22 protein-coding genes and 1 tRNA gene are annotated in these 26,884 nt (G+C 40.5%); 3 read left to right on the top strand and 20 right to left on the bottom strand.

Going from position 1 to position 26,884, the window contains the following annotated elements:
- Positions 1–10 precede the first annotated feature (10 nt).
- From murD to HMPREF9071_RS03055, 13 genes are all read right to left on the bottom strand, one after another.
- The gene (gene murD, locus HMPREF9071_RS03115; RefSeq protein WP_009745108.1) at positions 11–1,348 is read right to left on the bottom strand and encodes a UDP-N-acetylmuramoyl-L-alanine--D-glutamate ligase; all 1,338 of its coding nucleotides are present in this window, start codon (positions 1,346–1,348) and stop codon (positions 11–13) included.
- A 107-nt stretch (positions 1,349–1,455) separates the two neighbouring features.
- Positions 1,456–2,679, bottom strand: coding sequence for a phospho-N-acetylmuramoyl-pentapeptide-transferase (gene mraY / locus HMPREF9071_RS03110; RefSeq protein ID WP_040357964.1), 1,224 nt, complete (start codon positions 2,677–2,679; stop codon positions 1,456–1,458).
- A 194-nt stretch (positions 2,680–2,873) separates the two neighbouring features.
- Positions 2,874–3,248, bottom strand: a complete 375-nt coding sequence (locus HMPREF9071_RS03105) for a four helix bundle protein (protein WP_009745106.1) — start codon at positions 3,246–3,248, stop codon at positions 2,874–2,876.
- Between the two features lie 27 nt (positions 3,249–3,275).
- The gene (locus HMPREF9071_RS03100; RefSeq protein WP_009745105.1) at positions 3,276–4,733 is read right to left on the bottom strand and encodes a UDP-N-acetylmuramoyl-L-alanyl-D-glutamate--2,6-diaminopimelate ligase; all 1,458 of its coding nucleotides are present in this window, start codon (positions 4,731–4,733) and stop codon (positions 3,276–3,278) included.
- A gap of 49 nt (positions 4,734–4,782) precedes the next feature.
- The gene (locus tag HMPREF9071_RS03095) at positions 4,783–6,789 is read right to left on the bottom strand and encodes a penicillin-binding protein (RefSeq protein ID WP_009745104.1); all 2,007 of its coding nucleotides are present in this window, start codon (positions 6,787–6,789) and stop codon (positions 4,783–4,785) included.
- Positions 6,786–7,112, bottom strand: coding sequence for an FtsL-like putative cell division protein (locus HMPREF9071_RS03090; RefSeq protein ID WP_009745103.1), 327 nt, complete (start codon positions 7,110–7,112; stop codon positions 6,786–6,788). Before HMPREF9071_RS03090 ends, HMPREF9071_RS03095 begins: the two co-directional genes overlap by 4 nt.
- Before the next feature lie 41 nt (positions 7,113–7,153).
- Entirely contained in the window at positions 7,154–8,098 is a 945-nt protein-coding gene (gene rsmH, locus HMPREF9071_RS03085) for a 16S rRNA (cytosine(1402)-N(4))-methyltransferase RsmH (RefSeq protein WP_009745102.1), read from the bottom strand.
- Positions 8,085–8,549 (bottom strand): division/cell wall cluster transcriptional repressor MraZ, encoded by a 465-nt coding sequence (locus tag HMPREF9071_RS03080; RefSeq protein ID WP_040357962.1) that lies wholly within the window; start codon positions 8,547–8,549, stop codon positions 8,085–8,087. Before HMPREF9071_RS03080 ends, rsmH begins: the two co-directional genes overlap by 14 nt.
- Positions 8,550–8,815: 266 nt before the next feature.
- Positions 8,816–10,939, bottom strand: coding sequence for a peptidylprolyl isomerase (locus tag HMPREF9071_RS03075; protein WP_009745099.1), 2,124 nt, complete (start codon positions 10,937–10,939; stop codon positions 8,816–8,818).
- 182 nt (positions 10,940–11,121) lie between these two features.
- A complete protein-coding gene (locus tag HMPREF9071_RS03070; protein WP_009745098.1) occupies positions 11,122–12,363 on the bottom strand; it encodes a hemolysin family protein in 1,242 nt (413 codons plus the stop codon).
- Between the two features lie 60 nt (positions 12,364–12,423).
- Positions 12,424–12,981, bottom strand: a complete 558-nt coding sequence (lptC, locus tag HMPREF9071_RS03065; RefSeq protein ID WP_009745097.1) for an LPS export ABC transporter periplasmic protein LptC — start codon at positions 12,979–12,981, stop codon at positions 12,424–12,426.
- Positions 12,978–14,300, bottom strand: coding sequence for a hypothetical protein (locus tag HMPREF9071_RS03060; RefSeq protein WP_009745096.1), 1,323 nt, complete (start codon positions 14,298–14,300; stop codon positions 12,978–12,980). Before HMPREF9071_RS03060 ends, lptC begins: the two co-directional genes overlap by 4 nt.
- 111 nt (positions 14,301–14,411) lie before the next feature.
- The gene (locus tag HMPREF9071_RS03055; RefSeq protein ID WP_040357960.1) at positions 14,412–15,659 is read right to left on the bottom strand and encodes a hypothetical protein; all 1,248 of its coding nucleotides are present in this window, start codon (positions 15,657–15,659) and stop codon (positions 14,412–14,414) included.
- Between the two features lie 285 nt (positions 15,660–15,944).
- Between HMPREF9071_RS03055 and HMPREF9071_RS03050 the strand changes: the two genes are divergently transcribed.
- Together HMPREF9071_RS03050 and HMPREF9071_RS03045 are read left to right on the top strand one after the other, a co-directional pair.
- Positions 15,945–16,017 (top strand) — tRNA-Phe (locus HMPREF9071_RS03050).
- Positions 16,018–16,231: 214 nt separating this feature from the next.
- Positions 16,232–16,999, top strand: coding sequence for a UDP-2,3-diacylglucosamine diphosphatase (locus HMPREF9071_RS03045; protein WP_009745094.1), 768 nt, complete (start codon positions 16,232–16,234; stop codon positions 16,997–16,999).
- A gap of 106 nt (positions 17,000–17,105) precedes the next feature.
- Here HMPREF9071_RS03045 and HMPREF9071_RS03040 read toward each other — a convergent pair whose 3' ends face one another.
- From HMPREF9071_RS03040 to rlmN, 3 genes are all read right to left on the bottom strand, one after another.
- The gene (locus tag HMPREF9071_RS03040; RefSeq protein ID WP_040358221.1) at positions 17,106–17,804 is read right to left on the bottom strand and encodes a hypothetical protein; all 699 of its coding nucleotides are present in this window, start codon (positions 17,802–17,804) and stop codon (positions 17,106–17,108) included.
- Between the two features lie 236 nt (positions 17,805–18,040).
- Positions 18,041–19,168 carry a YhcG family protein gene (locus tag HMPREF9071_RS03035; RefSeq protein WP_009745092.1) on the bottom strand — a complete coding sequence of 376 codons (1,128 nt, stop codon included), beginning with the start codon at positions 19,166–19,168 and terminating at the stop codon, positions 18,041–18,043.
- A gap of 92 nt (positions 19,169–19,260) precedes the next feature.
- The gene (rlmN, locus tag HMPREF9071_RS03030; protein ID WP_040358218.1) at positions 19,261–20,292 is read right to left on the bottom strand and encodes a 23S rRNA (adenine(2503)-C(2))-methyltransferase RlmN; all 1,032 of its coding nucleotides are present in this window, start codon (positions 20,290–20,292) and stop codon (positions 19,261–19,263) included.
- A gap of 139 nt (positions 20,293–20,431) precedes the next feature.
- Here rlmN and HMPREF9071_RS03025 point away from each other — a divergent pair, with 139 nt between their 5' ends.
- Entirely contained in the window at positions 20,432–21,406 is a 975-nt protein-coding gene (locus HMPREF9071_RS03025) for a phosphatase PAP2 family protein (protein ID WP_253908252.1), read from the top strand.
- An 84-nt stretch (positions 21,407–21,490) separates the two neighbouring features.
- On the opposite strand, the gene HMPREF9071_RS03020 is transcribed toward HMPREF9071_RS03025, so the two are convergent.
- From HMPREF9071_RS03020 to terL, 4 genes are all read right to left on the bottom strand, one after another.
- Positions 21,491–22,741, bottom strand: a complete 1,251-nt coding sequence (locus HMPREF9071_RS03020; protein ID WP_040357959.1) for a WG repeat-containing protein — start codon at positions 22,739–22,741, stop codon at positions 21,491–21,493.
- 209 nt (positions 22,742–22,950) lie between these two features.
- Positions 22,951–23,484 (bottom strand): hypothetical protein, encoded by a 534-nt coding sequence (locus tag HMPREF9071_RS03015; RefSeq protein ID WP_009745087.1) that lies wholly within the window; start codon positions 23,482–23,484, stop codon positions 22,951–22,953.
- Between the two features lie 131 nt (positions 23,485–23,615).
- The gene (locus HMPREF9071_RS03010; protein ID WP_009745086.1) at positions 23,616–24,863 is read right to left on the bottom strand and encodes a phage portal protein; all 1,248 of its coding nucleotides are present in this window, start codon (positions 24,861–24,863) and stop codon (positions 23,616–23,618) included.
- A gap of 175 nt (positions 24,864–25,038) precedes the next feature.
- Entirely contained in the window at positions 25,039–26,661 is a 1,623-nt protein-coding gene (terL, locus tag HMPREF9071_RS03005; protein WP_009745085.1) for a phage terminase large subunit, read from the bottom strand.
- Positions 26,662–26,884: the final 223 nt, after the last annotated feature.

The following is a 26,884-nucleotide window of genomic DNA, read 5'->3' as shown; positions in this document are numbered from 1 at the left end:
AAAGGTGCTATTAGAGCATATTCACATAATGCTTAAACTGATTGCCACGGTCCTCATAGCTTTGGAAAAGGTCAAAGCTGGCACAAGCTGGAGAAAGTAATACGGTATCTCCTTCTTCAGAGAGTCCACGACTTACCTGCACGGCATCCTCCATAGAGTGTGTTTCAATAATGGTGGGAACAATGCTTTGAAAGGTTTGAATAATCTTTTGGTTATCCAATCCTAAGCACACAATTGCCTTCACCTTTTGGCTCACGTAAGGAATTAAAGGGTTATAATCATTTCCCTTATCTTGCCCACCTACAATCCAAATGAGACCGTCAGGCATAGAGTCCAAAGCATAGTACACAGAATTTACATTGGTAGCCTTAGAATCATTGATATAACGTACTTCGCCTACTTCCTTAACAAATTCCAAACGATGTGGTACTCCTTGGAAAGTCATTAGGCTCTTACGGATGTTCTCGTTGCGAATATTCAATAATTTAGCAGCTACAGAAGCACCCATCACATTTTTGAGATTGTGCTTTCCTTTAATTGTCAATTCTCTTATAGACATTTCAAATTTATTTTGGTTAATAGTTATGTGAAACAATTTATCATCCAAGCAATAAGCCCCTTGTTCATTGCTTTTTTCTAAAGAGAAAGGAATACATTGCGCTTTAATATCCTTTCTTTTAGCTAATTCCTCTTGAAGGACAGGATCATCTGCATCATAGATAAGGAAATCCGCCTGTGACTGGAATTCAGTGATGCGGAACTTGGCATCTATATAGTTCTGAAACTGATAGTTATACCTATCTAAGTGATCAGGCGTGATATTGAGCAACAAAGCAATATGCGGGCGGAAAGAGGAGATGTCATCCAACTGGAAGCTACTAATTTCCAACACATAATATTCCTTAGGTTCCTGAGCCACCATACGGGCGAAGCTATTACCTATATTTCCTCCTACCCCTATGGAGAGACCTGCCTGCTCAAGCAAATGATAGAGTAAGCTGGTGGTCGTAGTTTTGCCATTGCTTCCGGTTACAGCGATAATTTTCGCTTGGGTATACCGAGAGGCAAATTCTATTTCCGAGATAATTTCAATTCCTTTTTTTCGTGCTTTTTCAATGATAGGCGCCTTTTGAGGAATTCCTGGACTCTTAATAATGCAATCCGCTGAAAGGATTTCCTGCTCAGAATGTTGTCCTTCCTCCCAGCAAATAGGCAGGGAGGCAAGTTCCTGTTTGTATTTTTCCTTTAAGGGAGCCCTATCCGATAGGAATACTTCCCAACCTTGCTTGAGACCGAGGATAGCAGCTCCTATCCCACTTTCGCCTCCTCCAAGAATAACTAACTTCATAATCTAAGTAAAAAGTAAAATCGCAATAGCGAATATATAACCGAAAATAAGAGGCAAAGATAACAAATATTCTTCACAGCATCCTGCTTTCTTGTCCATTATTTTTATTATCGTATTTTTAAGGTAATGAATGAAATCAAAGCTAAAATGATTCCTACAATAAGGAATCGCATGACTATCTTACTCTCATGGTAGCCCTTCTTTTGATAATGGTGATGCACAGGCGCCATAAGGAAAATCCTATGTCCTTCGCCGTGCTTCTTTTTGGTATATTTGAAATAAGCCACCTGCAAAATTACCGAGAGGTTCTCTATAAGGAAGATCCCACAGAGTACTGGTATGAGCAATTCCTTACGCACCATAATAGCAATCACAGCAATAATTCCTCCTATAGTAAGGCTTCCTGTATCCCCCATGAACACCTGAGCGGGGAATGTATTATACCACAAAAAACCAATAAGCGCCCCTGTGAAAGCAGCAATGAAAATGGTGGTTTCCCCTATATGAGGGATATACATAATGTTAAGATATTCAGAGAAGATGATATTCCCTGAAATCCAAGTGAATATTCCTAAAGTAAAGACAATAATTGCTGAGGTGCCTGCTGCTAAACCATCAATTCCATCAGTAAGGTTAGCTCCATTGGAGACCGCAGTAATGATAAAGATCACAATAGGAATAAAGATCACCCATACCCATTTCTTATAGTTCTTACCTGTCCACTTAATCAGAGAGGCATAGTCAAATTCATTATTTTTCATAAAAGGGATGGTTGTTTTGGTGGATTTGACCTCCTCCATCTCCTTAATAGAATGGTTGATCTGTGTCATTCGAGAGGCTTGTGCATTCTCATTCTTGACGGTAACACTAGGATGAAAATACAGGGTAGCCCCCACGATGATTCCTAAGGAAATTTGTCCTAATACTTTAAAGCGTCCCTTAAGTCCTTCTTTGTTTTTCCTAAATACTTTAATATAATCATCAATAAAGCCTATAGTACCCATCCACAGCGTAGTGACAATAAGCAATATTACATATACATTATCCAATTTCGCCAGGAGCAACGTAGGAATTAGCAAGGAGATGATAATGATAATCCCTCCCATGGTAGGGGTTCCTGTTTTTTCCTTCTGTCCTTCAAGCCCTAAGTCACGTACCGTTTCGCCCACTTGTAAGTTATACAATCGGTTAATGATACGCTTACCGGTGATGGTAGCAATCAGTAAAGAAAGAATGGCTGCCAGCCCAGCCCTGAAAGAGATGTACTGGAACATTCCTGCTCCCGGTAGGTTATAGACCTTATGTAAATAATCAAATAAATAATAAAGCATAATCCAAGTGAAAAGTGAAAAATGAAAAGTGAAAAGTGAAAAGTTCCTCACACATTCGCTTATGAGGCTTTACCTTTTACTTTGGTTTTACTTGTTTTTATACCAGTAGGTTAGACCTTATGTAAATAATCAAATAAATAATAAAGCATAATCCAAGTGAAAAATGAAAAGTGAAAAGTTCCTCACACATTCGCTTATGAGGCTTTACCTTTTACTTTGGTTTTACTTGTTTTTATAGATGTAATCAATATAGCAATAATCTCATTACAATCTTTCTCAAAACTATCTTTCATCTTTTTATCCAAATAATCTGTATCATACAAAAGAGAAATCCAATAGTTCGTTTCATTAGCTTCTTTCAAAGCTATAGAGAGTTTAGAAATAAAATCAGAAAGACTCTGTGCATATTCTGCCTCTCTTATTAAAGCACCTATAGATGTTCCACTTCTTAAAAGTTGTCTATTCAATACATATTCATTATTCTCCCTTAAAAACTTTGCAAGTTTTGCTATCCTAACAGCAAAAGCATAACTTTTATCTAATAATATCCCTCTTTTTTCATTATTCATTTTTCATTATTCATTTTTCACTAATCATTACTCACTTTTCATTATTAATTTGGCTTCTTCTAAGTCATCAAAGTGAGAACGATGTCCTTTGACCTCTTGGTAGGTTTCATGTCCCTTACCCGCCAAGAGTATGATATCCCCTGCATGAGCAAGATTACAAGCCACCTTAATTGCCTGTCGCCTATCGGTAATGGTCATATACTTGCTCTGGTGGTCAGGATTCACCCCTATTTCCATTTCCTTAAGAATTGTCTGAGGATCTTCCTCGCGAGGATTATCGGAGGTGAAGATCACCTTATCGCTCATCGTGGTGGCGATATTTGCCATTATAGGGCGCTTTCCCTTATCGCGATTGCCCCCGCAACCTACTAAGGTCAGGAGGTGTTGGGAAGGGGCTTTGATGCTTTTTATAGTTTCCAATACATTCTGTAGGGCATCAGGAGTATGCGCATAATCCACAATAACTGTGATGTTACCTGCCGATATAAAGTACTGGAAACGCCCGCTGACAGGTTTTAGCTCACTTATTTGTTTTGCTACCTCTTCCTTATCCATTCCAAGGAGTACCGCTGTGGCATAGATTGCCAAGAGGTTATAGGCATTGAACTGCCCAATAAGGTGTGTCCATATCTCCTGTTGTCCTATGCGTAAGACCAAGCCTGAGAACGCATTTTCCAAGATATTAGCTTTGAAATCAGCATAGGTTCTAAGCGCATAATTATACTTATGTGCCTGGGTGTTCTGCAGCATAAAGTTTCCGTTCTTATCATCTATATTGGTAAGAGCGAAGGCATCTTTTTTCAGTGTATCAAAGAACTTTTTTTTCGTATTGCGATACTCGGCGAAAGTCTTATGGAAGTCCAAATGGTCTTGGGTTAAGTTGGTAAAGATTCCTCCTGCGAAGCTTAGCCCTTCAATGCGATGCATGGCGATACCATGTGAGCTTACTTCCATAAAACAATGTGTTACTCCTTCCTCCACCATTTGGTGCATCCTTCTGTTGAGGGTAATCACATCAGGGGTGGTATTTTTTGTATCTATTTTCTGCTCATTGATGTAAATAGCAATGGTGGAAATGAGTCCTACTTTATGCTTTGTATTCCTAAAGAGATGGTATAACAAGGTGGCAATGGTTGTTTTTCCATTAGTTCCTGTTACCCCTACTAACTTAAGCTTTTGGGAAGGATGGTCAAAATAGTTAGCTGCTATTTGAGCCATTGCTATGGTACTATCGGCTACCTTTAGGAAAGTAACCTCTTTGGGCAATATTTCTGGGAGCTGTTGACAGACAATTACCCGCGCCTTCTTCTCAATTGCCTCTGAAATAAATGTATGTCCGTCCCTATTCGCTCCTTTGATCGCAAAAAAGAGTGTTCCTGTGGTAATTTCTTGAGAATTTTGGGTGATATTCTCAATATTTACCTCTTCATTTCCTACTATTTGGAGTATCTTAACTCCCTTACATAATTGTTTTATTGTTTTCAAAGTTACTCATTTATTATCATGTTACCCATCTGCTACCTATATCCTTCCGTTACAACAGTGTTAAGTGAATAGACTTACGTCCTCCGATGCGTTCTCCTGCGGGTATGGATTGTCCCTTAACCTTTCCTCTGCCTGTGATGGTTACATTCAGTCCTAAATTCTCCATGATAGCAATGGCATCCATTGCATCCATACCTACCACATTGGGGGCAATTGTTTTGTACTTTTCCATAATCTGGTTATAGCGTTGATAGCTTTTTTCCACTTGTGGTGAAGGGTGTTCTATATCATCAATAGTATCAATAAGTAAGGAGCTTGTATATATTTTTTGAGCAATACTCTTGAATACAGGTCCGGAGACATCTGCCCCATAGTACCCAATACTTTTATCAGGGTTATGGATGACTACAATACAGGAATACTTAGGATTCTCTGCAGGGAAGAAACCGGCAAAGGAAGAGACATAAGCGAGCTTTGACTTATCACTATAGTCCTTTTGAGCGGTACCTGTTTTTCCAGCCATAGAGAAATGTTCCGAATAGAGGCTTTTTCCAGTTCCATACTTAACGGTATTTTCCAATACTTTTTTGACCACGGAGGCTGTTTGTGGGGAGCAAACACTGCTATTGAGCACTTCGAGGTCAAATTTTTCTACAGATTTGTTCCACTGTTTCACCTCACGAATCATGCGAGGCTTAAGCATCACTCCATCATTGGCAATAGCATTATAGAAAGTAAGCACTTGTAAGGGGGTCATTTCCACCCCATAGCCAAAAGCCATCCACTCAAGGGCGATTCCACTCCATCCTTTTTGGTTAGGCTGAGGCAGATAAGGGGTACCTTCTCCTACGATGGGTAATCCTAACTTTCTGTTCAGATGCATTTTGTTCAGCCTACCGACGAATTTCTTAGGGTCTTTAGCAAAGAGGTCATGTACCATTTGTACAATTGCCGTATTGGAGGAGACCTGCATCGCTTTAGAGAGGTTAATCACTCCATAGCCTCTTCGGTTGGAATCCCATACTTCCTTTCCATAGAAAGAGATTACCCCTTTTTGAGTATCCACAGTATAGGTAGTATCAATATGAGCTTCTTCCATAGCGGTTACTAAGGACATGGTCTTAAAGAGGGAACCTGGTTCGTAGATTTCACCTAAGGCATAGTTAAAGCGTTCGGCATATTTTCCTTGCTGATTACGACCAAGGTTGGATATAGCCTTGATTTCTCCTGTGGCAACTTCCATAACGATGGCACATCCATGGTCGGCTTGATATTTTTCCAATTGTGCTAAAAGAGCGTGGTGAGCAATATCCTGAATATTGATATTGATAGTGGAGATGACATCATAACCATCCTTAGGTTCTATTTCATCACTATCCTCAATAGGTTTCCACTGTCCTTGCGCTATTTTTTGTTTAAGGTGTCGTCCTTCAATTCCAGCGAGGTATTTGCTGAAAGCGCCTTCCAGTCCTACTCTAAATACATTTCCTTGGTCATCCTTACGGTCATAGCCCACAATACGGTGAGCAATTGCCCCTAAGGGATATTCTCGGGAGGTACGTGCCTCCACGATGAGTCCGCCCTTATAGGCACCCTTATTAAAGAGCGGAAAGTTCTTAATTCTTCTGCATTGGTCATATCCTAATCCTTTGGCGATAAGCAAATATTTATTCTTAAGCCTGCGAGCATTCTTAAAGGCTTCCTTATAATAAGAAGCTGAATGAGAGAAAGCATGCGATAAGGAATCGCACAGGGGATTGAGATACTTATCAAAATTATTCTTACTTGGCGCCACGGCATCAAAATGGATATCATAGCGTGTTACCGAAGTTGCCAGAAGGCTTCCATCATCGGAATAGAGATTGCCACGACTGGGTTCTATGATAAACTCTTTAATGGTATTCTGAGCGATAAGGTCGGCATATTTTTTTCCATTAAAATAGAGGTTCACCAGCTTGTAAAGGATTGCTAAGGCAAAGATAGTGATTCCTATCGCCACCAAGATGGTACGTAGGTTCATCATTTTATCTTTCTGTACTTGTGCTTCCTTATTCATTCCTTGATGATTACCTTTATTTTATTAGGGGGGGTTTGCGATTGCTTCAGTCCAGTATCCTTTAAGGTACTCAGTACGGTTGATTCCAACTTGATGCGCTGCAGTCGGGAGCGTACATCCACAAATTCGCTGCGCAACTCCTTGACCTCCTCCCCCAGTTTGGCAATGGTATGTACTTTTTGATCAATCAGATGCCCACTATAAATCATTACAATACAAAGAAAGATTGTAAAGATAATAGCTATCCAGTTCCTTAGAGAGTTCTCCCCTACCAAGAAATCAGCCTTGAATATCTTAACAAATTTTTCTTTTACCTTATTCATTTATATAGTTACAAATTCTATTGTCTAAAGAAAACTCTCAGTTATCCATGAGATTCATTCTTAGCTACTGAACTTACGTTTTCCGTTCTTTCTGCGATACGTAACTTAGCGCTACGTGCACGGTTATTTAGGGCAATCTCCTCGGGGGAAGGTACAATAGGTTTTCCTATTTTCACAAAAGGAGGAAAAGTATTTCCATAGAAGTCCTTCTGTGGTTCTCCTGAGCATTGTCCATCACGGATAAAGCGTTTTACGAGCCTATCTTCCAAAGAATGGTAGCTGATAAGAGCGATACGTCCGCCTTGCTTGACCACCTCTGGCAACTGTAGGAGGAATTCCTCCAGTGCGGCAAGTTCCTGATTCACTTCAATACGGATGGCTTGGTACAGTGGTGCTAATACCTTGTTTTCCTTTCCTTTAGGGAGGAAAGCCTGTACTGCATTGCGCAAGTCCATCGTTGTCCTTATGGGACTTATTTGTCGCTGAGCGATTAAGGTTCTAGCTATTTGTTTAGCATTTCTAAGTTCTCCATAGCGATAGAGGAGTTCACTTAGCTCACTCTCTGTATAGGTATTGACTACCTCAAAGGCTGAGAGGGGTTGCTCCTGGTTCATTCGCATATCCAAAGGAGCCTCAAAGCGAGTGGAAAAGCCTCGCTGGGCAGTATCAAACTGATAGGAGGACACGCCAAAATCCGCTAATACTCCCTCCACTTGCCTTACTCCATAGAAGCGCAAAAAACGCTTTATATATCTGAAATTCTGAGGAATAAGCATAAAGCGTTCATCCTCTATTATATTACCCTGTGCTTGAGGGTCTTGGTCAAAAGCTATAAGGCGCCCGTTATGTGATAGTTGTGCTAATATAGCCCGAGAATGTCCGCCTCCTCCAAAGGTAGCATCCACGTAGGTACCTTCAGGGTTCAGTGCAAGTCCTTCTATAGTCTGGGAGAGGAGTACTGGTATATGATAGCTATTGTCCTGCATCGTCTCCCATAATTTTTTCGGTAAGAGCCATGAAATCCTCCTCACTTATACTATTAATTTCCTGTTCATATAGCTCTTTATCCCATATTTCAATAAAATTAAGTGCCGGTGCCAATACCACCTCTTTATCTATTTTGGCGAACTCACATAGGGGTTTGGGGATAAGGAAGCGACCTGTTGCATCCACTTCTGCTTCCTTCACGCCTGCGGTATATTTACGTAAATAGTCCAGATGTTGCTTGGAGAAAAGGTTCAGCTTGGTGCGCATTTTCTCCATAATCTCTTGCCATTCTCCTTGTGGATAAAGCTCAATACAGGGCTTAAAGATAGAAGGCTTAAGGATTAGATTCTCTTGTAATGCTTTGTCCAATACGGCTTTAAGTCCCACAGGGATAGTTACCCGTCCCTTGGAATCTGCCTTGCATTGGTATGTTACAAAAGAATGAATCATGGCACTTATATTTTGCGCCAAAGGTACAAACTTTTTCCCACTTTCCTCCACTTTTTCCCACTTTTTTTATCAACAGGAGAATTGATTTAAGATTATTATGTATTGAAGTAAGAGAGAAGATACTATGGTTAATTTCTTTGTCTAACCCATAGTGGTATTAAGGAGAGTCATTAGCGGTGTCATAAAGAGTGAAAGGAGTTATTTCATTTGTAAAAAATATGAGGCTACCCTTTCGGACAGCCTCATTTCTAACCTTTGAATTTTTATCAATAATACATTGCTCTATCATCCTTAATCTCAGCGGTCTGCTCAAGAGCAGAGAAGAGGTCTTGAGAAGCTCGGTTAAGCTTTTGATTTCTTAATATTCCCATATAAGAACTATAGTTAGGGAGTGCGGGAGCTACATCCTTTTGGATTACCTGAATCACATATACGCCATTGTCTCCTACAATAGGTTTGGATACCTTATTAGGAGGCAATACGAGAGCTGCTCCTGCTACACTTCCTTCGGCACCCTGTCCAGGGAGAATAGGGTTCTTAATGGACACTCCTTCTGCTTGCTGAATATTATTAGCTTCTCCTGCAGCTTGCGCTACTTGTTCTAAAGAAGATCCCTTCATTTTTTCTATAAGTTGTTTTGCCTTTTTCTCTTTGATGAGAATAGGAGCGACTTGGGCACGTGCCTCGGAGGGGGAAGCTAATCCTGCTTCTATTTTTTTAGTAAGTTGTGCTACTATATAGCCATCCTTAATATCAAAGCGTCGTACATCCCCCACTTTGGTATCTTTTTCAAAAGCCCATTTTACCAAGGGGCGGTTATCTCCCAATCCTGGTATATCCTCAGCGAGGGCTTCGAGATTATTAGCAGGAAGTACATCATATCCTGCCTTTTGAGCGAGGGCAGCAAATTCCTTAGGGTTTTTGATTGCTTGTGCATCAAATTCGGTAATCTTTGTATATACAGCATCACGAGTAGCTGCAGAAGGCTCTATATTACGTGTAATGGTAGCTAATTTCACACCTTCACGAAGGTCAGTAATCTTAATAATATGAAATCCGAAGTTAGTTTCCACTAGCCCTATATCCCCTACTTTGGCATGGAATACATAATCATTAAAAGGCTGTACCATCATTCCTCGAGAGAAGAAATCCAAGTCTCCTCCATTCTGAGCATTGGAAGCATCATCGGAATTGGCTTGAGCGAGGGCAGTATAGTCCCCTCCTGCTTTAATTTGAGCGAGGATTCCTTCCGCTTTAGCCTTAGCTTCCTCTTTGGTACGGGTAATGGCATCATTACCAGGAAGAGAACCTTGGTAAGCGATTAGGATATGACTAGCGCGAACTTCTCCATTAGGGATTTTGGAGAGCATACGTGTATACTTATATGCATTTCCATCTTGATAAGGTCCATAGAGTTCCCCTATGGAAAGGTTATAAAGGGTATCGGCAAAGTTCACAGGGAGCTTGTCCTTACTCACATATAGGCTATCGAAGGGGGTATCGGAATTTTCATTAACGAACTCAGCAATATCCTTTAGGGGTACCTGAGAGAACCCTGGAAGGGTATCGCTTTTTTGAGTTTGGTTATTATAGAGGATACGTGGGTTATTAAGAGCTTTGAGGTCTTGTTCAATAGCTTTTTTATCCTCTGGGGAGGCTACCTCTGAAGCCAATACGAACTGCAGGTTACGCATATCCTTTTGTTGATATTGTTTCTTATGAGCCTTTACATAGTCTTGGATTTCGTTATCAGAGATTTTAATTTGCTCATCAGGGATACTGCTATAAGGGAGTGTTACATACTTAATAGTTACCTTATCATTTTCTTGGTGATAGGCATCTTCTCCATCCTTTAGGGTAACACCGAGTCCTGCTCGGATAAGGCTAAGATATATTTCGCGTTTGGCAGTATCAAAGTAGCTTTTTTCTTCTTGTTGCCATTGTTTGTATACCGTAGGGTTGGATTGCTTAATTTGAGCGATTACTTGTCCGAACTTAGCTGGGGAGAATACTCCTTTATCATCCAAAAACTGGGGGTTCTGTGCATATTGAGGCACTTTGGAGATAATAGATAGGATTTGGTCCTTTCCGACAGAGATTCCTAATTTTTCAAACTGTTGGTCAAGGATTTTACTTTGTATGGTTTGTTGCCAGAGGGCATTGACCACATAAGCCTGTCCGATGCTTCCTCCCATATTACGGAGGGTGTTTTCCACCTGAGAGGAGAATTCCAGATAGGATATTTTATCGCCATTAACCTCTCCGATGACCAACTGATCAGGAGTTTTAGTTCGGCTAAAGATGCCTGAGATTACAAAGGCAAAGAGTGCTAACCCGATAACAAGGATTAGGAATACGGTTCGTTTTCTGATTTTTTCAAGAACGGCCATAATTAAGTTAATAGTTAATAGTTAATATCGCGATCCGCTCAAGGATTTACGCTTCATTTTTCACTCCACTTACCCTCTTTATGCGGCTTCACTTAGATACATTTTGGGGTGCGAAATTACGAATTTTTTAGGAAAATAGAAAAGATTGCTTTAAATATTTTTCATCTCCTTCCCTATGGTGGTTATAGGACAAAAAGTCTTACAGTAATCACCCTATTATCAGCCACTTCCTCCACTAAGAAGCGATAATTTTCGGTGGAGACTTCTTCATCCTTTTTAGGGATGGACTCATAGATATCCACCACTAATCCTCCTAGGGTTTCATAATTCTCACTTTCAGGGAGAGAGAGCTTATATTTTTCATTAAGGTATTCCACCTCCAAGCGTGCGGAGAATACATATTCTTTATCAGAGATTTTAATTTCCTTTCGTAGGTTTTGGTCATGTTCATCTTCAATTTCCCCGAAGAGTTCTTCCACAATATCCTCAAGGGTAATCAGCCCCGAGGTTCCTCCGTATTCATCAAAGATAACCGCCATACTCTGGTGCTTTTTTGTGAGCATATCCAGCACTTTGGAGATATAAATAGTTTCAGGGACAAAGGTAATGGGACGAAGGAAATCGCGGATTTGCTTAGGCTTCTTAAAGAGGTCAAAAGCATGTACATACCCAAGGATTTCATCTATATTTTCCTGATAAACAAGCACCTTAGAATAATTAGAGGAGACAAATAAGTCCCTAAGTTCCTCCACACTTTGGTTAATATCCACGGCGACAATTTCCGTACGAGGGATCATAATCTCACGTGCTTTCACCTGAGAGAATCCTAAGGCATTTTGGAAGATTTGCACTTCGGTATCCATTTCTTTATTCTCGGGCATATTTTCTATTTGTTCTGAGATATAGTTCTCCAGTTCCTCTTTGGAGAAAGTAAGGCGAGTAACATCCCCTTGTGTCCCGAAGAAGACCCGTAGGATATTATCAGAAATCCAGGTGACAAAATCCGATATAGGAGAGAAAATCACATAGAAAAAGTAAGCCACTGGGCTTAATGCCTTCAAGAGTGTATTGGTATAGATTTGGAAAAAGACCTTTGGGAGGAATTCGCCTGTGATAACAATCACCAGGGTGGAGAGTACCGTTTGCCAGAAGATATTATGGAAATTCTCAGGTAGATAACCGATAATGACCTTTCCCATTTCAATCCCATAAATAACCAAGGTGATATTATTGCCCACGAGCATGGTGGCAATGAACTTAGAGGGCTTACGGGTAAGTTTCTCTAAGATATTTCCTATCATTCCTCCTTCTTTTTTTTCAATTTCCAGCTGCACCTTGTTAGAGGATACATAAGCGATTTCCATGCCAGAGAAGAAGGCTGAGAGTAAAAGGGTAATGAGTATAACAATTATTGAGAAATACATTGTATTTAGATAAAAAATAATGTTTCACAGGCGATTATATGGATAAAAAGCAACCGATTTTTATTCTTTGATAGGAATAACACCGGTGATTTTGTGAGCTTTCAGGTGTGAAAACTTTTTGTCAAAGTCCATACCGATTCCCTTGGTGATACTTCCCTGTAGGGAATCAATATAAGTAAAAGGTTTTTCGGTAAATACCCACTCGCTTTCGGCTTGCCAAAAGAGTTGAGAGGTTTTGAGGATCTTACCATCATAAGTATTCAGTTGCACACTATCGCGGAGTTCCACCAGCTGAGTAGGTAGGTAATAGATAGCATACTTAGCTTGTATGATATTCTCATGCCGTTGGTCATCAAATAGGGTAAGCACAAGTCCATGAGGGAATTCGGTATAGGGGAATTTCTGATTGGAGAAATCTCTATTTAGAGAGCTTTCCAAGATTGTCTTCACCTTAGTGGAATCGGTATAAATGAGTCGGAAGTTTTGGGTTTCAGCGTTGGGAATTTTATCTATTCCCTGTAGCGTTACCTGCTTGTCCTCCTCACAAGCGAAAAACATTGTAAGGACAAAAAGCCTTACAATGTTCTCAATTATCAATTTAGTAACACAATCATTCATTGAAGTTGAGGGACTTTAACGGACTGTCCTATCCAGCACTTAAAGGTAATGGTTTTGCCTGCCAATCCTGATTTAAAGATATCGGCACGGGAAGGAGCCAGTTTCTCATAATGAGCGGCGAGTTTTTCAAGTCCGCCCTTTCGGGCTGTATTGGCAGCGAGCCAATAGACGGCTCTTTTTTCAAAAGAGGTGGTTCCACATTCGTTCGCCGAAGATGCATAAGCCTTTGCAATCACTTGGTAAGCAGAGGCATTGGAAGGATTGAAAGAGAGTGCCTTCTGTGCATATCCTACTGCAGTACTCCCCGAATACTTAGTGGCTATCTTAACCAAATAATTAGCTTTCTTAAGAGGGTCTTTTTCCAAATCCACCGCTTGGTTAAAGTACTTAACCGCTTCGGAGGTATTTTTTTGTTTTTCCTTCATAATTCCCAAATATAAGGCAGAGGAAGCCGAAGGAGCCAGCTGATAAAGGCGTTCAACGAGTTTGGCAAAGAGTGGATCCGCAGTACATTCTTTATCGGACATTCTCCCTGCAGCGCGGCGGAGCCATTCTGTATCATTCTTATTAGCCTCATAGTTCTTTTGATAAAGAGGAATAAGATTCTTGCAATCGGCAAGTTGACCAATCTTAGCATCCACATTTTCAGAAATACTCTTTAGGTTCTCTATACGAATACGCGCTACCTGTAATTGTTTTTTCTCCTTGTCAGAAAGGGTATTTGCCTCCTCCTTAGGAAGGAGTTGGTTCATGGCCACAGAGAGCTTATCATTCTCATTTTCAATAATTTCAGACACATTATCATAGACATCAAAAACGTCCTGCATGGTTTTCTTTCCTTCGTTCTTAAGGTCAAGGACTGTAGCAAAGTACTGATAGATAGCCATATCATCGGTAAAACTATCCTTATTGAGCTTATAGGTTTTGTCCAACAGGGAGAAGAGTTCTTCCTTAGTTCCCATGTTCTGTTCTATGAGTAAAGAAGCTAATCGGGAGTTCATCTCTGCCTCAGAGAATTTTTGAGGGAAATACTGATGAAACTTGTGATAGAGTTCCTGCAAATCCTTCACATACTTAGCCTTATCCGTTCCTTTGGCAATTCTATCCTTAAGAATACGCTCCCCATAGAGGAAGGTAGATTGGTAGAGTTCAGGGCATGTTTCATAGACGAATTTCCAAGGCTGGTAAGCTTCATTATAGTTCTTGACCTTAGCTGCTTCCACGAAAACAGAGGCTTTAAGCTGGCAATCCTCCTTTTGCGCATAGGTGGCTGAGGAGACTGCTAATGATAAGGTTGAGAGTAATAATATCTTTTTCATTCGTTTAATTTTAATAATTAAGTAATCCTTTGGTGCGACAAAGTTATAAAAAATAATGATTCTTTCATGGATTTATAGAGAAAAACCACATTCTCTATATTGTAATGCTATTTAGTTATATCTGGACTTTTGGAACCATTTATCATTAAGGGTAAGGGCAACCTTCAACATGAAATAGTTTTCCTTAAGAAAGGACTTTTCACCTTTGCTACCCCATACACCTCCTACTGTTATGTTAGAGAATCCTTGTATAGGGAGACTTGCTCCAAAAGTAATGCCAAAGTCATTCACTACCTTCCCTCTTAGAGAGATTCCTGTATTTTCATAATAAAATCCTGCACGATAAGTAACTCTTTTCCAATATTTTGTATAAGCACTATTGTTAGGCAAGTAATATCCGCCCACCCCTATACGGTAACCATCCTTGTAGGAAACAAAAGAAGAAGTAACGAAGGGGTTGGCATATTGGCTTCTGGCAACAAAAGAAGTGCTTGCTCCTATGAACCATTGGCTTTCCTTGCCTACTCCCGCAGAGAGAGAGAGTTCAGAAGGGAGGGTAAGGAAAGTACGTGCCATATCCCCTAAATCCATTGTTCGGCTATCCTTAATAACAAAGTTTCCGCCTGTAGGCTGCAAGGAGGTAAGGGTACGCGTATTGATGGAGCGTAAGGAGGCTTTGGGAATATATTGTACTCCTGCAAAGAGTGTAAACTCCTTAGAGAGAGGGTACTCATACTGAGCTCCCAGAGAAAGGCTTCCTCCCCGATAGAGAGATTGGCTTTCCTCACGCGTAACATACAATAGTACAGGGGAACTGTAGAGATTCTCTAAGGTAGCCTTTCCGAAATTAAAATGTCCGCTCACTCCCAAACGAAGTCCTTTAATGGGCTGATACCCTACCGCTAAGTAAGCACGATTCACCCCACCACTTCCTTCCAAGGCGTAGTAATGGGATTGTCCTGCCACTACTTCATTGGTGATAACCCTATAGCCCACTGAGGTATAAGGCTGCAAACCTATGGAAGCTCCTAAATGCTTATATATAGGGAAAGAAAGATTAAGGTAATCCAACAAGAAAGTGCGTTCACTATAGGAGGAGGTACTTGTTTTCATGGATCTGAAGTCATAGGAAGTTGCCAAGGCAAAGGTAGTACGAGCAAGCTTTCCTAAAGAAGCTGGATTACGGACATCCACACGTGTACTATCCACATAGGCGTCCACTCCGCCCATAAGAGCATTTTCTGTATTTCCATCAAATCGTTTTACTCCTAATCCATAATAAGAATAGGGGGAATTGGTACCCTTCTGTGCATAGACAAAAGAGGTTAAAAATAAAGCAATAACAACGTATATTCTCATTCTGTAAGTGAAAAATGAAATCATGAAAAGTGAAAAGTGACCTTTGACTATTCACTACTCACTATCCACCTAAATTACGGCTTGCAAATATCTAACTTTTTTAGGAGTTATACAAGGAAAAAGGATGTTAAGGGTGTTAAATTTTTGTTTATTACAAAAAATACTTTTATAAGATATTGGTTTACAAAGTAGTAAGTTTTCAAGAGAAAATATTTTTATTTTTTTAAAAAAACACTTGTGGGAGCAGAAAAAAAGTTTTACCTTTGCACCCGAATTAAAACCAATGGTGCCTTAGCTCAGTTGGTAGAGCAAAGGACTGAAAATCCTTGTGTCCCTGGTTCGATTCCTGGAGGCACCACTATTAGATTTAGAGTTTGATGAATTAGGAAAGGACTACTTTGTGAAAGGTAGTTCTTTTTTCATAGATACCCCATCCTTCATAAAAACCAACCTATTCTATTTTTTATGAATTCACCTAAACGCCTATTACTTTCTCCTTCCAAGAAAAACTGGGAGATCCCTCGAGAAGCGTTTTTTTCTTAACTTTTACCTTAATTAAATTATTAAATCAAATGTTACACCTACCTCTTGCTGAAGATAAGAAAATCTATTTTGCTTCCGATAATCATTTGGGAGCTCCTACCTACCAAGAGAGTCGTCCACGAGAGGCAAAGTTCGTGGCATGGCTCGATAGGATCAAGACAGATGCAGGGGCAATCTTCCTATTGGGGGATTTGTTTGACTTTTGGTTTGAGTATAAAACCGTTGTCCCTAAAGGTTTTGTGCGTACTTTAGGCAAGCTAGCTCAGCTAAGGGATAGTGGAATCCCCATCTATTTCTTTGTAGGGAACCATGACTTATGGATGGATCATTATTTTGAGCAGGAACTGGATATTCCTGTATATCGGCATCCGATAGAGGTAAGCTGTCATGACAAGCTTTTCCTCATAGGACATGGTGATGGGCTAGGTCCTGGCGATAAAGGGTACAAACGAATGAAAAAAGTATTTACCAATCCTTTTTGTAAGTGGCTTTTTCGGTGGTTACATCCCGATATAGGGGTGCGATTGGGACAATACCTGTCGGTGGAGAATAAGCTTATCTCAGGGGTTGAGGATATACACTTCTTAGGAGCGGACAAAGAATGGCTGGTACAATACTGCAAACGCAAGCTTGAGACGAAGCATTATGACTATTTTCTCTTTGGACATCGGCACTTACCCATGACCATAGACCTGGGTGGAGGAGCCACTTACATCAACACAGGAGACTGGATACACTACTACACCTACGCTGTATTCGATGGAAAAAAGCTGGAACTAGTAAAAAATGAAAAGTGAATAGTGAAAAATGAAAAGTATAGCCAGCGAGTGCCCACAGCTGGGTATGTGGGTGAATAGTGAAAAGTGAAAAATTAATTATTCATCCTTATACGAGTTTATCAAGTTATTCACAATTGCCTATGCTCCACTTCTTTTTCTTCAAGATTTGCATGGTTGCACGCTCTTTTTCGCTATCGGTAATAGATTTGTGCATATAAATGGTTCCCCCTCCATTTTCGTGTAGTGTATTCACACATCTTTTTAGTTTTTCTCCAGAGAGAGTGCGGTTAAAGCGTAGCTCTTTTAGTTTTTTATTAGCCCTAAGGTCTAAACCCGTTAGAGGTAAATCAGAAACTTTCAAGTAAGTAAGGGCGGTATTTTTGCTTAAGTCTATCTCTTTGATTTTATTATGACTCATATCTAACCTTTCGAGAAGCGGATGGTGAGTTACCTCCAAGGAGGTAACCTCATTGTAACTACAATTGAAAAGGGTTAGTTTTCCATAGACTCTCAGAGTACTTCCCTTAAGAGTATATTTTGCTGTAGCAGCACTCAAGCGTACATCAATGCCATTGTCATACACTCCATTATTATTAAGGTCTATCCAAATATCTTTTTTATCGGCTTTGGGAGCCTCTATGGTTAGTTGTATCTGGCTTCCTTTCTCTCGAGCAGTAGTCAACTGGATATAGGGGGCTGTTTCCTTAGGAGAATCAGGGACAGGGTTAGGAGTAGTGTTATCATTTTTAGAGCATCCTACCAGTGCTATAGTTGCTACAAGGAGTTCTCGCACTCCTTTTTTAAAGATTGCTATTTTATTCATGATTACTTTTTTAATATTGTCCATTCGTTGTTGTATGGATTACCTAATTATGTAATTTACCGATGCAAAGTTAGGTAATTTTTTTGTATTTTTGAATATTTTTCACTGTTTATTAGCGAGCTGTCCACAGGCGGCATCGATGTCCTTACCCCGTGAATAGCGGATAGTGAGGTTACCTTCTTGTAACTACAATTTTTTATGTCATTAAATTGTTGCTAATGATTTATTTTATGACTTTACAATAATTTTTTAAGTTCCTCTATATTAGGTAGTGCCTTACGCAGTGGTTCAGGCATCTCATCAGCAGTTTTAAAAGTAGCTATTCCCATAGGTTTATTATAACTACGTATCATATATTCTGCATAAGTTTTATCAGCATCTTTGCAGAGAATGATCCCTATACTAGGATTTTCATTGGGTTTTCGGATAAAATCATCTAATATATTTAAGTAAGCATTTAATTGTCCTAAATAGGCATTTTTGAAAGTACCCGTTTTAAGTTCTATAGCTACCAAGCAGGAAAGTTCTCTATTGTAAAATAGGAGATCTATGAAATGCAAATGTCCTAAAGCCTCTATTGGGTATTGATTTCCTAAGAAAGCGAAATCACGACCAAAAGTCATGATAAAATGTTTGATATTTTGAACTATCTGCTGCTCTACTACACGTTCATCTATTTCCTCTATATCACGTGCTCCAAGTGCTTCTATATTAATGAAGTCAAGTAAATATTCATCCTTGAACATCCTTATAGCTTTAAGTGCTTGCTGGGATGCAGACAAAGCTTGTATAAAATTATTAGGCATAGTTCCCTTATGGTGGTATTCATTGGAACGAATAGCTTGTTGCAAAGCACGTACGGAAAGAGATTCTTTTGCTGCTAGTTCAATATAAAACAAGCGTTCTTCTATCCCTTTTACCATCGTTATAATATATTTATGATGAGTGAAACTAATGTTCAAAAAATAGTTAGCAATAACCTCACCATAGTTTGATATCTGTGAAAATCTGACAATAGCATCTGCTGTATATATATTTTGAGAAATAGAAGTTAATTCGTCACTCTTGGGTGACGAATTATAATTATCTGATAATAAATTATTTGCCCATTCTTCATAAAAAATACGCATCATCTTTAGATTTGTTGCTGAGAATCCACGAAGTCCTGGTAGTTCACATTGCAATTGTTCACTAATATACTCTAAAGCACCTGTTCCCCAAAAACCTTTACGGGTATTCTCTGAAACGTATTTTCCTATGGAAAAATATAATGATAATTGTATAGCATTGACCTCTTTAGCCGCTTTATATTGACTTTCTAAGATGGCAGTTTTAATAGTTTCAATGGTAGTTTTATTAATCATCTTCTTTTGTTTTAGTTAGAATTTTAAGAATTCAGAAAGGAGTCTACTAACATTTTTAGTTTTCTTATTTCTATTTGCTCTACTCTCTTATTTCACTGTTTATTAGCGAGCTGTCCACAGGCGGCATCGATGTCCTTACCCCGTGAATAGCGGATAGTGGTAGTGATTCCTGCTTCTTCTAATTTCTTTTTATATAATAATAGGATTTTTTCATCGGCTTGGAGGAAAGCTCCATCGTCAATAGGGTTATACTCAATGAGGTTCACCTTACAAGGAGCAAAGCGGCAGAAGGCGACCAGGGCTTCTATGTCCTTGAGGGTATCATTAACTCCTTTCCAGACCACATACTCATAAGTGATCCGGCTTTTGGTATGCTGGTACCAGTACTGGAGTGCCTCTCGGAGTTCTGTAAGGGGGAAATTAACCGTCCAGGGCATAATGCAGTTGCGTGTTTGTTCTATAGCGGAGTGTAGGGATACAGCGAGCTTGAACTTGACCCTGTCATCCGCCATTTTACGGATGAGCTTGGAGATACCAGAGGTGGAGACGGTGATGCGCTTTGGGGAGAAACCAAGACCTTCTTTTTCAGAGGTAATGCGTTCGATAGCCTTGATCACATTGGGATAGTTCATCAGGGGTTCCCCCATGCCCATAAATACGATATTGCGCAAGGGACGTGCATAGTAAAGGCGGCTTTGCTGATCAATGGTGAGAACTTGGTCAAAAATCTCATCAGGAGAGAGGTTACGCATGCGCTTGAGCCGTGCCGTAGCACAGAAAGTACAGTTGAGGCTACAACCTACTTGGCTGGAGATACAGGCAGTAATCCGTGTATCGGTAGGGATAAGCACGGATTCCACATAGAGACCGTCATGGAGGCGTACAGCGTTCTTAATGGTGCCATCCTCACTGCGCTGCATGGTATCCACCTTAATATGATTGATGACAAAGTGCTCCCCAAGCAGCGTTCGTGTTTCTTTGGAGAGGTTAGTCATCTGGTCAAAGGAGTGGGCACCTTTTGTCCAGAGCCATTCATATACTTGGCTAGCACGGAAAGCTTTTTCTCCATGGGCGAGGAAAAAGGCTTGGAGTTCTTCTTTCTTTAAAGCACGGATATCCTTCATAAAATGAAAAGTGAAAAGTGAAAAATTTTTCATTTTTCACTTACTATTGGGGCTGCAAAGATACAAAATAAAGATGAACGATTTAAGATTCCTATTTTTTTTGTAAATTTGCACGCTTAACCTTAGTAGTTTTCAGAATATGTCCCTATTATGGCTTCCTTATAGACTATCCATGCGTATTTTTCTTTTCTTTATTCCTAGGCTTCCGCTCTTGACTTTGTTATCCTTTTTTCCTTGCTGGTCACAACAGCCCCTTCCCTACCCTATCCCACAAGATACTCTTCTTACCCAAGAGAAGGATACGCTATCCCTCGTACAAAGCAACAAGGAGGCTGATAAGGTGTTCTTGAGGGAACAGGATACCTTAGTGAATTCTTTTGCGGATAGTCTTACCTTGGCAAGTAAGCCCTCCTCTGCAAGGCTATGTGGGACTCCTTTGAGGAGACGTCCTTATGTAAATCCTTGGTCATTAGTCATTCCTATGGCACTGATAGGTCGGGGTATTTTTTCCATAGATTCGCGTTTTGACCACAAGCTCCAACACTACGTAACCAATAACATCAAGGGTAAGCTCCGTATAGATGATCACTTGCAATACCTGCCTATTGCAAGTGTATTTGCCTTTCCGAACCTTGGGATGCGCCCTTATCATAATCTGAAAGCACGTTTGTTAGTAGGGTCTACCGCCTACGCATTAACGGCGATATTTGTCAATTCCTTGAAGTATTCTGTCAGACAACTACGTCCAGACCGTAGTACCCACAACTCGTTTCCTTCCGGACATACGGCGACCGTTTTCACAGGGGTGGAGATCCTCTACCAGGAGTACAAACACTATGACCCTTGGATAGGGATTAGTGGGTATATAGTGGCAACCTCGGTGGGACTGTTGCGAATCTATAATAACCGGCATTGGGCATCGGATGTGGTAGCAGGGGCAGGAATAGGAATCCTCAGTGCTAAGCTAGCCTACTTGCTACTGCCTTACACTTCCAAGATTATAAAGAGAGAAAAACAGTCTGAAAAAGACCTTCCACAGTGGCAAAGCCTGCTATTGCCCACTTACGATTATAAAGAGAAAAGCGTGGGGCTCTCTTTGACGATTCATTTTTAAATCCTAAATAACCTGCCCTATTTTACTTGAGTTAAACACCCCTTCATTTTGTCTTTATAGAACCTTGTTTTTGGAAAAATTTTTTCATTTTTTGAAAATTGAAATAGAGTCATCATATTTGTGAGGAGTTACTAATACTCCTTGCTTGTTTATCATTCCCCATTTGCCGTTGCGTTTTACTCCTATTTGATCGCTATTAAACTTATCTATCTGTTCATATTGGCAAGGTACGATTAATTTCCCTTGCAGGTTGAGAAATCCCCAATAGCCATTAAGACGTACAGCTATAAGGTCATAACAAGTACTTATGGCATCATATTTACAAGGAGTTACTTCTTTTCCTTCTTTGTTGATACAGCCCCATTTGCCATTGCGTTTTACTTGTGCAAGAGATCTATCAAAATCTTTAGCTTCTTCGTATATGGCAGGCGTAATAACTTTCCCTTCGTGATCAAAAAAACCTTTTTTATTGTGTAGACTTACTATAAAAGTATCATAAGAAGGACCATAAACACTATCATAAGTATCAAAAGGGACAATTACTTTATGATTATCATCTACTACACCTTTTTTGCCTTCTTTGGTAACCAAACAGTAAATAGAACCTTGCCAGTATTCACTGAGTAGTTTGATGCTGTCATACATAACAGGAATAATAAATTGGTTATTCCTATCCATCATTCCCCATTTATTATCTTTGTTTAAAAACACACCGCTAAGTCCAGCTACCTCTACTTGGTCATAAACAAATGGGAGTATCATTTCACTTTTGTCATTAATACCTCCCCATTTATGGTCTTTTTTTAGGAAAGTAGTCGTATATCCTGTAAGGATTACCTCATCATACTGAAAAGGAGTAACGATTTCACCTTTTTCATTTACACGTCCCCACTTATTGTTTTGTTGCACACAGAAAGGATTTCCATCGGCATAACTAATTTTAAAATTATCATACACGAAAGGAACTGCTATTTTTCCTTTAGAATTAATAGCCCCCCATTTGCCATTTTCCTTTGCCCAAGCAATATTCGAAGGACATTCAAATGTGCTTAAGTCTTCATATCTCAGAGGAACAACAACCTTGTTATTACGGTCTACCAAACCGTATTTAGAAGTCTTAATACTTTGTACAATATAAATCCCTTCTAAAAAACTTACATCTACCGACTTGTATTTTTCTCTCCACTGAAGTTCTGCTATTTCCATTGCAGCAATGTTTGCACTGCTATGTATATACAGCCAACCCCTGCAATTATAATTATTTCTTCCCAAATAATCTTGTCCCATCATAATATTACTTATCAGTATTGCAACATATATTATGTACTGTTTCATTTTTATAAATATTTTGAAAGAACAAAGATACAAATAATAATGAAAAATGAATAGTGAATAGTGAAAAATGTAGCCAAGCGAATACTTGGAGCTTGGGAAGTTGTGTAAGCGAGCAGGAATTAAGTGAATAGTGAAAAACGAAGAGTATAGCCAGCGAGTGCCCACAGCTGGGTATGTGAGTGAGTGAGTGAAAAATGAAAAGTGAATAGCTATTCGCTTTTCATTTTTTCGTTATTCATATTAAAGAACTCCTTGAGTTTGCCTTCTTTTTCGTAGTTATAGAGCGCCTTGATAATCCATTGAGGAGGATACTTTCCATGAGTGAGGATGAAAATATGCTTAATCGCCTTGCTCACAGGATAGAGGAGGGTCATCAGTTCAATAGTGCTTTCAAAGAGTTCCCCACTAGCTGTTTTCGCTAAAGGGACATTAAGCAAAGCCAAAAGGATATAAACCACAGAGATAACTGCCATCATCTTAGCATTCTTATAGAGAAACTGCCAGAGGTTAAAGGAATGTTGGTGCAGATGATAGAGCGCCCCTACTGCCATATTCAAAAACAAGGCAACCCCTATTCCCAACAGAAAAGGTTCATGTAGCTGTAACCATGCAGAGAAATAAGAACCTACAAATACCAGAGGTGTACTATGTACCAAGGTGATTACTAAATAATACAGCCTATCACGCAAGGCAATTTTTTCTCCAGAATAGAAAAGGAGAATTAAAGAAACGAAGAAAAACATAGAATAAGTGAAAAATGAAAAGTGAAAAATGAAAAATGAAAAGTATAGCCAGCGAGTGCCCACAGCTGGGTATGTGGGTGAAAAGTAAAGTCGCATGAGCGAGTATGTGGATGAATAGTGAAAAATAGGATTTATTTATTTTCGTTTAGGAGGTTATGTATTTGAGGGATGACCTCTAAGGAAGCAAGAGCCTTTCGCCAAGGGGTATGCATCTGAGCAAGATAGGCTTTGAGGATGCTTATGCGCCTGAGGAGATATTGGTCAAAGATTTCTCTTTTGTCCTGTACCTTAAGCTGAGCGTCAAGGAAGAGGAGCTTTAGGGCAACTCCAGAGAGGTTTCCCATTCCTCGCATATTGTCAAAGGAGATATCGGGAGTTTGGGTGAGAGTGTATATCATTCTAAGGAGGGTATCCATCTCCAGTTTGACAGATTCAGGAGCGTTATGCCAAGAAATATACTGCATGGAGGCATCCTTATCTCCTTCAATCACCGCACCGGCTTCCCCTTTTTGGCTCCATCCGTTAATGGTTCCTGTAACAAATATTTTAGGGGAGGCATGGTAATCATTGGTTTCGGCAAAGTTAGAAAGCAGGTGCTCAAGTCGGTCAATAAGCGGATCTACTTGTTCGGTTTCCAGATGTTCTTGGGCGGCGTACACTACGGGGATTTTTCCAATAGAGATGGGTTTTGGATATCCTTCCACCAGGTGATAAGTATCGCTTTCACGCATCCACAGGTAGTGATTTTCAGCGGTATAAGTTTCAAAGTAATCCACTAAGGCAGCAGGCAGATTAGGATCTGGGAGAAGCCTTTCACCCCGATAGGCACGAGAGAAGGCAACCATATCACCCACCTGATTAAAATAAGGATAAAGAGTATCCCCAAAGGCAGGCGAGAAGAGGGCACAACGGAGCTTGAAGGCGCAGGGGAATCCGTAGGCAGAAGAAGGTTCCTTCAGCGGTTCAGGATACCACAGTTCTGCACATTCCCCAAAGGAGAAGACTGCACGGGCAATCCTGCGGTTCAGACTATTTTCCTTTGCTTGGGTAAGGATATGCTCAATGGTAGAGAGCATCTGCTTTTGAGTATCATCCTGTGGGGAGGCGAGGTAAGTTACAGGTTCACCAAAGAGAAAAGCTACTGCTCGCTTGATGATGAGCTCCTGCAGGGGCAGGGCAATACGGGCAACCTTCTCTAAGTGTTCGCCTGAATCGGTATGGACAAGCTTATCCCGACGTAGGGCAGGATTGTTAACGGCATGGAGAGCAGGGTTAAGAGCCTTCTGTGCCTTTTTAGTGTCCGGTAAAGGAGTGATGCGCCCTCGCTGTAATATCTTTATTGCCTGATTGGCAGGAAGAGAAAGAAGAAATGAAAACATAGTTAAGTGAAAAATGAAAAGTGAAAAATGTAGTCAAGCGAATACTTGGAGCTTGGGAAGTTGTGTGAGTGAGCAGGAATTAAGTGAAAAATGAAAAGTATAGCCAGCGAGTGCTCACAGCTGGGTATGTGGGTGAAAAACAGTTATTAATCATTAAAAATTAATCCTTTACTTTTTATCTATTGAAGAGTGCGGCGAGGTTATTTTTCTTAAAGGTTTTACGATGTTCTATGGTTCCAGTAAGCGCATCTGGGGCATCATCATGGGGGTTCGTATCGGCTTTGAGGTAGGAGGTGATGGCTTTGGCAAAGGCAGGGAAGCGTTCTCTCCATCCTTGAGGCATAAGGGTTAGGTGCTGTACTGCGGCGGAATAGGTAAAGATACGAGTAGCCTTGTTCTGTGTTTGGTAACAGGTACGGAAGTGGGTAAGGTCATTTCCCTGCTTAAGTGCACGTGCCTGCACATTGCGGGCGAAGACACGTCCGCCATTATTACTTTCAATGATACACTCCTGCACTTGATAGCGGGTAAGCAGGGAGGCAAGTGCTTGTTCGGTATACTCCATAGGTTCCTGCGTATAGAGAATATCCAAGAGATAGTTCGCTTGAGGAGTTTCCTTATAGATAATAGCACAGAGGTAGTCGCTACCGGTATCGGCAGTATCCACATAAGCCTTGGTGATTGCCAAGGGATCATTGGGCAGGTCCGTATATTCGTTAAAGGGCTCATACATAAGCCCTTCTTGAGGTTGTGGGTTTTGCTGGTAAAGGCTTTCAAAAACCTGTGGGTTTCGAACTCGTGTAGCGAGGAGTTTATTCAAGGAATGGCGCTGCGCCCATAGCGGTTCTCCTTCTGTACGTGGGTCAAAGGGAGAAGGAGCCCCCACCTTAATAGCGGGATATAGTACTACCTGCCAACCTTGCGGATTATCCTTTGGGTGGTAGGTACCTTCGTGGGAGAGGAGTCTTCCGGCGAGGTCATCGGGATGCCAACGTGTGAATACGATAAGTTGTTGACTGTTATTGTGCAGTCGGGTGGAGGCAACCGTATCGTACCAGTCGGCAACATGTTCCCTGACAATAGGAGACCAGGCGGAGAGGGCATCCTTATAGAGGTCGTCTAAGATAAGCACATCCACGGGTTCCCCTGTGAGAGCTCCACCTACCCCGAGTGTTTTGAAGCCTCCTTGGTGGGAGACAATCTCACACTCATCGGCATTGCGCAGGTAGGTAGTGGACATATTACGGGAGGCAAGGATGGTTTTTGGGAAGAGTTGATGATAGGTAGGGTCATCCATAATACGCTGTATTTCTCGGTTGAACTTACGTGCTTTGGTAGTATTATAGGAGGTAATGGCAATTTTCAGTTCAGGATTACGTCCGAGCAAGAAGGGTGGCAGTCGGCGTGTAGCTCCTTCACTTTTGCCATGCTGAGGGGGCATAAAAATCATGAGTTTCTTAACTTTTCCAAAGGCAAAATCCGTCAGGAGCTGGTAATAACGTTCATGAAAGGGAGCTGGCGAAAAAGAAGGGAAGGTAAAAGCGGTAAAGGAGAGCAAGTGCTTACGCGCTTGATAGGCAGAGAATAGTGCCTCCCATTTCTCTTCACTAAGAGCGGAAAAGTCGGGGATTATGGGTTCAGGAGTCTTTTTTTCGGGGACATCCCAGCCTTCTATCTTGGCAAGGAACGAAAGTGCGGCGATTTGTTCACGTGGTGAAGGGTATACAATTTTGTTGTCCTGTTGCTTGGGCTCACCCCGCGCAATTTCCCAAAGGAGGTCTAAAGCAAGAGCGTTCATAAAAGTGAAAAATGAAAAATGAATAGTATAGCCAGCGAGTGCTCACAGCTGGGTATGTGGGTGGAAAGTGAAAAATGAAAAGTGATTAATGAAAAATGAAAAGTGATTAATGAAAAACTTACACTTTGTTCTAATGACGATGCAAAGATACAACTTTCTTGTAGCTATGTCAAGAAAAAAAGGATGGAGAAGTGTCCACCCCCCTAATAAGTGAAAAATGAAA

The sequence above is a fragment of the Capnocytophaga sp. oral taxon 338 str. F0234 genome, assembly GCF_000192225.1.
Classification (GTDB): Bacteria; Bacteroidota; Bacteroidia; order Flavobacteriales; family Flavobacteriaceae; genus Capnocytophaga.
Note: the sequence above shows the minus strand (reverse complement) of the source record. Positions and strands in the feature narration are given on the sequence as shown.